This window comes from Ciceribacter azotifigens, assembly GCF_048159625.1.
In the GTDB taxonomy this organism is placed as follows: domain Bacteria; phylum Pseudomonadota; class Alphaproteobacteria; order Rhizobiales; family Rhizobiaceae; genus Allorhizobium; species Allorhizobium azotifigens.
On record NZ_JBLQTA010000011.1, the window covers coordinates 157,999 to 164,949 of the forward strand.

Sequence of the window (6,951 nt, forward strand, 5' to 3'; positions counted from 1 at the left end):
ACGCAAATTCTACCGAAGAAACAAGAGCCTTCATTCGGCCCCAGCGAGGGCGGTCTTGCGCGGGTTTCCGACCAGACCCACATCGCCTGCAGGAGCGGTTCGAGCGCCATGCCGAATGGTGTCATCGACCATTTCGGCTTTCGGCGGCACTTCCGGATGGACGGTGCGGGCGATCGCGCCGTCGACAGGCGGCCGACAGTCTTCGACGTTGACGGGCCGCGGGTCTTGCCCGCGGCCGCGCGTGTCTCAGGCGCGGTGCGGCAAGAGCGGATAGCCGACCATCACGGCGCGGCCGGCAAGGGCTGCGATCGCCGCCTTGATGAGGTCGCCGGGAATGAAGGCGAGCGAACCCATGAAGGCCTTGGACAGGCCGAGCCCGGCGCCGAAGGCGAGATAGCCGATGCCGAAGAGATAGACGACGACGATGCCGCCGATCACCGAGGCTGCGAAGAAGCCGAGCGTCTGCGGCAGGGCGTCCATCGCCGGCTTGCCGAAGCGTTCGGCGATCTGGCCGGTGACATAGGCGCCCGGCACCCAGCCGATCAGGAAGCCGACGGTCGGGCCGGCGAAGACGGCAAGGCCGCCGCGCCCGCCGGAGAGCACCGGCAGGCCGATCGCCACCAGGATGATGACGAGAACCGGCGCCAGCGCCCCGCGCTTTGCCCCGAGGATGACGCCGGCGAGCATGACGCCGAGCGTCTGGGCCGAGATCGGCACGTTGAACGGCAGCATGATCGGCGGCACGAGGCCGAGCACGACGATGATCGCCGCAAAGAGCGCAACGAGAACGAGATCGCGGGTATTCATGGCAGCCTCCTTGGGAAATCCCCTGTTTTCCTGCTCATTGACCCCGAATTCCCCTGGCGTCAATGGCCGCGGCGATGCTGTCCGCGTCCTTGAGCGTCTGGATGACCAGCGGACCGAGCAGGGTGGAGGGCCGGATGGCAAGCCCGCGGGCGGCATGCGCCTCGCGGATCGCCTGGTAGCGGGCGAGGATTTCCGGCACGAAGCGGATGACGAGGCCGACGGCAAGCCCGATGTCGGAGGCCTTCACGAGCCCGGCCCTTTCGAGCGGGCGGGCGGCGGCGGCGATCGTGTCGATGAAATCGGAAATGCCAGTCGTCGCGGTGACGGCGGCCGCCATCAGCACGAGCGCGGAAAGCCGCAGCAGCGTCAGCAGCGCTTCGCCGGCGGAATTGACGAGGAGGTTGAAGAGCGCCACCAGCGCCACGGTCAGGAGGATCGGCAGCAGCGGCCGGAGGGCCGCCCGGAGCGGCTGGCCGAGGCCGAAATAGACGAAACCGGCGAGGGCGAGTGCCGCCCCCGGAACCGCGGGGTTGCGGGTTGCGAAGACCGCCACCGCAAAGACCGCGAGCGCGGTCAGCTTGATCGCGGGTTTGAGCCGGTGCAGCCACGTATCGCCGGCGACGTAGAGGCTCCTCATCGAAGCGCGATCTCCCGGTAGAGGCCGACCGCCTCGTCCGCCGCGCCGTCGAAGACGAGCTTCGCCCGGTCGAAGACCAGAACGCGCGGAAAATCGGCGATCAGCGAGAGGTCGTGGCTGATGACGATGGCATTCTCCTCCAGCCCGCGGATCGCTCCCTCGACCAGCGCCCGGTTCCTGAGGTCGAGCTGGTTGGTCGGCTCGTCGAAGATGACGATCTCGGGCCGCATCACCATCACCGCGGCGAGCGCGGCCAACTGCACTTCGCCGCCGGAAAGTTCGTGTGGCCGGCGGTCGGCGAGCGCCGTCAGCGAAAAGCGGTCGAGCACCGCGTTCACCGCCCGGTCGAGCGCCTCGCCCTTCAGCCCGCGGCTCTTCGGCCCGAAGGCGATGTCGTCGCGGATGATCGGCAGGATGATCTGGTTTGCCGGGTTCTGGAAGATGAAGCCGACGCGGGCGAGCACCGCCTTCGCGTCATCGACCGTGTCGAACCCGTCGACCGTCACCTTGCCGGCGCTCGGCTTGACGAGGCCGTTGATCAGCCGCGCGAAGGTGGTCTTGCCGGAGCCGTTGAGCCCGATCACGCCGATGCGGCGCTCGCTGAGCGAAAGGCTGAGCGGCTCCAGCGCCACCCGCTCGCCGTAACGCACTTCGGCCCGGTCGAATGTGATCTGCAATGCTCGGGTCCCCGTCCTTGGTCCGGGCCCTCTATAGACCGGAGCGGAGGTGAGGGGAATATGCGACGCTGCAGGGAGCTTGTGCGATGCCCCTCATCCCCCTGACGGCAGGGCAATTGCCTATGAATTTTGAGCAGCGCACGAAGCGGGCTCCCTCTTCTCCCCGGCGGGGAGAAGGTGGCCCGCAGGGCCGGATGAGGGGGGCGCGAAGCGCAAAAGCCGTGCCGGGCAGCCCCCTCATCGCCTCGCATACGCTCGGCACTTCTCCCCGAGGGGAGAAGAGGGAGGCCGCAGCCGCCACCGCTATCCCAAATGCGATTGCCTTGCCCCTGACGCGGAGAAGGACGCGCGCCGCAACGTGTCTTCCCCTCTCGCAGCGTGCGGGGGTCCGAAGGACGGGCAGGGACACGCGGCTCTGCCCCGGCAGGTAGGGTGAGGGGCAATTCCAAGCCACAAGCAGGCAACTGCAACAACGCCATCCACCCATTGAACATATCAAGAACATTCGCTAGCTTGCCGTGCATGGCGATTCCGATCAGCAACCGGCAGGCACGGCGTATCTTCCTCGAACGGCAGGGGCTGTCGCGGCCGCCGAACCGCATGCTCGGAAAGGAGGGTCTCTACGAGCTGATCCACGACCTCGGCTTCGTCCAGGTCGACAGCATCGCGACGGTGGAGCGCGCCCATCACCAGATCCTGTTTTCCCGCAACCAGACCTACCGGCCGGAGCACCTGAGCGCGCTTCTCGAAAAGGACCGCGCGCTCTTCGAGCACTGGACGCACGACGCCTCGATCATCCCCTCCGCCTTCTTTCCCTACTGGAAGCACCGGTTCGCCCGCCGCGAGGGCCATATCCGCGAGAACTGGCGCAAGTGGCAGGGGGAGGGCTTCGACCAGGCCTTCGAGGAGACCTACGAGCGCATCCGCGAGACCGGCCCGGTGATGGCCCGCGACGTGAAGGCGGAAGATCACAAGTCCGGCGGCTGGTGGAACTGGCACCCGTCGAAGACGGCGCTCGAATTCCTCTGGCACACCGGCAAGCTTGCGATTTCCGCGCGCGAGAACTTCCAGAAGGTCTACGACCTCGCCGAGCGGGTGATCCCGTCCGAGCACTTTTCCGCCGAGGTCGATCACGACGCCTTCATCGACTGGGCCTGCCGCGGCGCGCTCGCGCGGCTCGGCTTCGCCAGCCATGGCGAGATCGCCGCCTTCTTCGACCTCGTCACCCCGCAGGAGGCGAAGGCCTGGGTGGAAGCGCACCGCGACGAGCTTGAGGAAGTCTCGCTCGAAACGGTGGACGGCAAGCCGCGCGCCTCCTTCGCCCTTGCCGGGAGCCTGCCGGCACTCCTCGACCCGCCGGAGCCGCCGCCCCGCATCCGCACCTTGAGCCCCTTCGACCCGCTGATCCGCGACCGCAACCGCACCGAACGGCTCTTCGGCTTCTTCTACCGCATCGAGATCTTCGTGCCCGAGCCGAAGCGCGAATACGGCTACTACGTCTTCCCGCTCCTCGAAGCCGACCGGCTCGTCGGCCGCATCGACATGAAGGCGGATCGCAAGACGGACGTGCTGGCCGTCCGGCGCCTCTGGTGGGAGCCGGGCGTCAAACCCTCCGCCGGGCGGATGGAAAGGCTGGAGGCCGAGCTTTCCCGCATCGCCAAATTCGCCGGCGTGGAGAAGGTGGAGTATGGCGAGGGATGGTGGGGGTGAGGGGGATGGAGGGGCGCTGAGGTTCTGTCCGTTATTGAGGACGTTCGATGGTGTTATATGGCCCTAATGGACATTCAAAAACTTCGGAGTGAGTTGTGTCCGTAGGCGTATACCCTTGCGGATAGGTCCCATATCCCCGCCTTATGTCCGATCTCTCATGACAGACGCTGCGCAGAAAGATCGTAGTCACTACCGGCAGTGAGTTTTGTTATCGCAGACCGCCAGCGACCCCATGGGGGAAGCCGCCACACGAAGCTGCTTAAATACCCCCTCGTAAAAATTTGTAGTTTTCGAGATGGCATCCCTATCTGATGGCTCTAAATGTTGGTTCTAACCGTAGCGAACAACATCCTCCTCGCTACGTTTTCTTTCCTCGGCAATAACCTTGTGTAGCCGATCAAGCTGTTCGGTCACCCAGCGACGGATGTTCGCATTTGGGTGCGATGACCAGCTTTGAACGAGTGGGATGAGGGGCTCAAGATAACGCTCAAGTCCTCCCCAGTAGCTCGTGGGCAATAGACGACTTGATATTGCAGCTAACACGTCTGGTTGACTGCCGAACTCGGCAACAAAAGCTTCAAGTTCGGTATGCCACTTGAGTTGGCCTCGGTCGTTCTTCTCTGCGATGGGAAGCCATGCGACGGCTGTTGCAGCACGAGCCTCCTGCTTTTCCCGCACCCAATCCATGTAAATTTGCGAAGGCACGTTGAACGATAGTCCACGCCCGAGATAGTCGCCATCATCACCACCCAGGTGCTGAGCCTGAAGTAAGTGCTCAGCGTAAAAGCGATCATACCATGACTTGCTTGTTAGCTTTTTCGCTATCTCCGTCCATACAGTAGCGGGATAAAGAGCCATCAGACTTTCCAGAATTTTTCGAACGGGTGCATCAAGATCATAAAAAACCCGGTCTGTACCTTGTCGACATATTCTCATGACTTGTTTCGAAAGCTTCTTTGCATAAGGCTCACTAATGGCACTGAACCTTACCAAACGTTCCACCATCTGTTCCATGTGGTAGCCATCCATATTGTTCGAGACGGCATCCATCAGGATTGGTGTCACCAACACACGCTTGATCAATGCGACCAATTCTTTGGTTACGGCATTCTTGCCATCGTAAAGGTACATTCCCACTATATCGAGGATAGTCCAAAGCCCTTCATTCCCATGCCTCTCAAGCTCTTCCAGTAATGGAACAAGCGAAGAGGCATCCAGCCGAGCAAGCCCAAGATTTCTGCATTGCCAAGGGTGAATATCGGCGGATGCTAGAAGCGAGATTACCAACTGAATATCATCAGACTGCAAACGGCCTGAACCAATGAGGGCGATTGCCTCGTTTTTCAGCTTGGGTGATTGCAGTGCCAAGCGGATGAGACGTTTTGCCAGATCGCTATCACGATCATCCGCTCCCGTGATCAATCCGCCGAAGAAGCCTCGATTTGACGACGTTTCGCTGCGCTCAGCCACTGCAATAGCAATTTGCATTAGCTCATTTGGGTCGGTGACTTGCTTCATTAACTCCCTAGCAAACACAAACGTACCGTGCCCATCACCGCATGCGATCCGCTCCACAGATCGTTCAGTGAGTTGGTTGTCAGTTGCGATCAACCGTGCCGTTGAGGTCGCTTGTCGTGCCGCATAGTCGAAGTCATGCTTTGCATCGCTTCCACGGTCATACGTAGCGTCTGGATCATGCAGATCGACCTGCCAACCCTGAGTGTATAAAATGGCAAGTTCGACGGGATCAGTTGGCAGCAAAGCGTCGTACATGCTGCGCACCTCCCTAGAGATTTCTGCTGGTGTCCCTTTCTCCCGGTCAAAGTAAAGCCAGTCTGAGATCGACATCAGGGCTTCGGGCCAGAAGCCTCTGACGCGTATTACCTCGTCAATCATTGCCTTCACTTCTGCACTGGGCAGGTCGCGTAAAAGCCCGCGAATGTGCGAGGCTAGATGGGTCTGTGCGACCTTTGCGCAAACATCATCGCTAACCGCAATTTTTGTAAGACGAGACACTGCGGCGCGAAAGAAATCGTGGATCTCGCCGTAGGTTCTCGGACGCCAATCCTCTATTGCCTCTGCGCTACCGATCTGCTCCGCCCCGCCGCTACGCGAGTAATGTCCGTTGCTCAACATGTGGCCGAGTGCGTCCACACAAACGCGCCGTTCGAACTCCGATTGTGATGCTAGGCCATCATCAAGAACCAATAGCCTAGCGGTAGGGTCAGCCTCGGTACCGCTGAGGTATAACTGGTAAAGCTGCTTGAATATGCCGCTGGCGTTATTACCGCAATTTTCATTCTCGGCCGCCGCAAGCTTCATAAGCAAATGAGCTGATCGTTCAAATGTCTGCTTCCTAAATACAAGCTTCTCCAAAGCCCAAACGAGATGGCGACGACCATCATGCGCAGCTTTTAATTCTTCTATACTCAGGTGTCCGAACACCCTGTCAATTGTTGTAGACACAAGATCCGGCGCAACGTGTACCAGCCGATCAAGAGCTTTCGAACCAAATTCCGTATTGAGCGCGGCAAAGTTGCCAAACATCTCGGGCTGAAGCAGCCTATCAGCAAACGCCACTGCGGTTGGCGACATGTCCATCCACTTTATACGCTTGAGCAGACTGGATTGAAGCTCTGAAGGTGCTGTCTTAAAGAAGCGAAGCAGTTGCTCGGCTGTCATCACGGACAGCCGAGCAAGGCCAAGCCGCGCTGCCAATGGTGTTGGACCAACCTGCACAAAATCCCCACGTTGAGAAATAATGCCACGCGGCTTGAACGATAGGAGATGTTCTACAAATAGCGGTGCTGGAACGTGCGCTAGCTCTGCGGCAAGAAAGCCAGCCTGACTTTCCACTCTCCCCTGCATTCCTAGCCACTCAAACAACGACGCAATCTCTAGCACTCGCTGCGCGTCCGTCACACGTTGCTTGCCGCTCCATATGATCCTGTCGAGAACTTGTTCTGCTGAAACCAGTGTCTGTCTGCTATCTGCATCCTGCTGTGCAGCCAGGACGGCCATGCTCGGAAAACCCTCAGCAATCTCGGTGATGAAGCGAGTATCACGGTCGCCAAGGTGGAGTTGCCCCTTAAAAACCGGACAGGATCAGGTTTCGGTTTG

5 protein-coding genes are annotated in these 6,951 nt (G+C 60.5%); 1 reads left to right on the forward strand and 4 read right to left on the reverse strand.

Annotated features, from left to right (window positions below):
• Window positions 1–246: 246 nt before the first annotated feature.
• Genes ACM6UT_RS16325 through ACM6UT_RS16335 form a run of 3 tightly spaced genes read right to left on the reverse strand, consistent with a single transcriptional unit; the run spans window position 247 to window position 2,121 of the window.
• On the reverse strand, window positions 247–807 hold the full coding sequence (locus ACM6UT_RS16325; RefSeq protein WP_416798394.1) for a biotin transporter BioY: 561 nt from the start codon (window positions 805–807) through the stop codon (window positions 247–249).
• Between the two features lie 34 nt (window positions 808–841).
• On the reverse strand, window positions 842–1,444 hold the full coding sequence (locus ACM6UT_RS16330; protein ID WP_416798395.1) for an energy-coupling factor transporter transmembrane component T family protein: 603 nt from the start codon (window positions 1,442–1,444) through the stop codon (window positions 842–844).
• Window positions 1,441–2,121 carry an energy-coupling factor ABC transporter ATP-binding protein gene (locus ACM6UT_RS16335; protein WP_416798396.1) on the reverse strand — a complete coding sequence of 227 codons (681 nt, stop codon included), beginning with the start codon at window positions 2,119–2,121 and terminating at the stop codon, window positions 1,441–1,443. The genes ACM6UT_RS16330 and ACM6UT_RS16335 overlap by 4 nt, the downstream gene beginning before the upstream one ends.
• A gap of 522 nt (window positions 2,122–2,643) precedes the next feature.
• On the opposite strand from ACM6UT_RS16335, the gene ACM6UT_RS16340 reads away from it, so the two are divergent.
• Window positions 2,644–3,831 carry a winged helix-turn-helix domain-containing protein gene (locus tag ACM6UT_RS16340; RefSeq protein ID WP_416798397.1) on the forward strand — a complete coding sequence of 396 codons (1,188 nt, stop codon included), beginning with the start codon at window positions 2,644–2,646 and terminating at the stop codon, window positions 3,829–3,831.
• A gap of 330 nt (window positions 3,832–4,161) precedes the next feature.
• Here ACM6UT_RS16340 and ACM6UT_RS16345 read toward each other — a convergent pair whose 3' ends face one another.
• Window positions 4,162–6,852 (reverse strand): hypothetical protein, encoded by a 2,691-nt coding sequence (locus ACM6UT_RS16345; RefSeq protein ID WP_416798398.1) that lies wholly within the window; start codon window positions 6,850–6,852, stop codon window positions 4,162–4,164.
• Between the last annotated feature and the right edge of the window lie 99 nt (window positions 6,853–6,951).

Coding starts and splice junctions, on each gene's coding strand:
- ACM6UT_RS16325 (WP_416798394.1), bottom strand. CDS start 807: ATGAATACCCGCGATCTCGTTCTCGTTGCGCTCTTTGCGGCGATCATC.
- ACM6UT_RS16340 (WP_416798397.1), top strand. CDS start 2,644: ATGGCGATTCCGATCAGCAACCGGCAGGCACGGCGTATCTTCCTCGAA.
- ACM6UT_RS16330 (WP_416798395.1), bottom strand. CDS start 1,444: ATGAGGAGCCTCTACGTCGCCGGCGATACGTGGCTGCACCGGCTCAAA.
- ACM6UT_RS16345 (WP_416798398.1), bottom strand. CDS start 6,852: ATGGCCGTCCTGGCTGCACAGCAGGATGCAGATAGCAGACAGACACTG.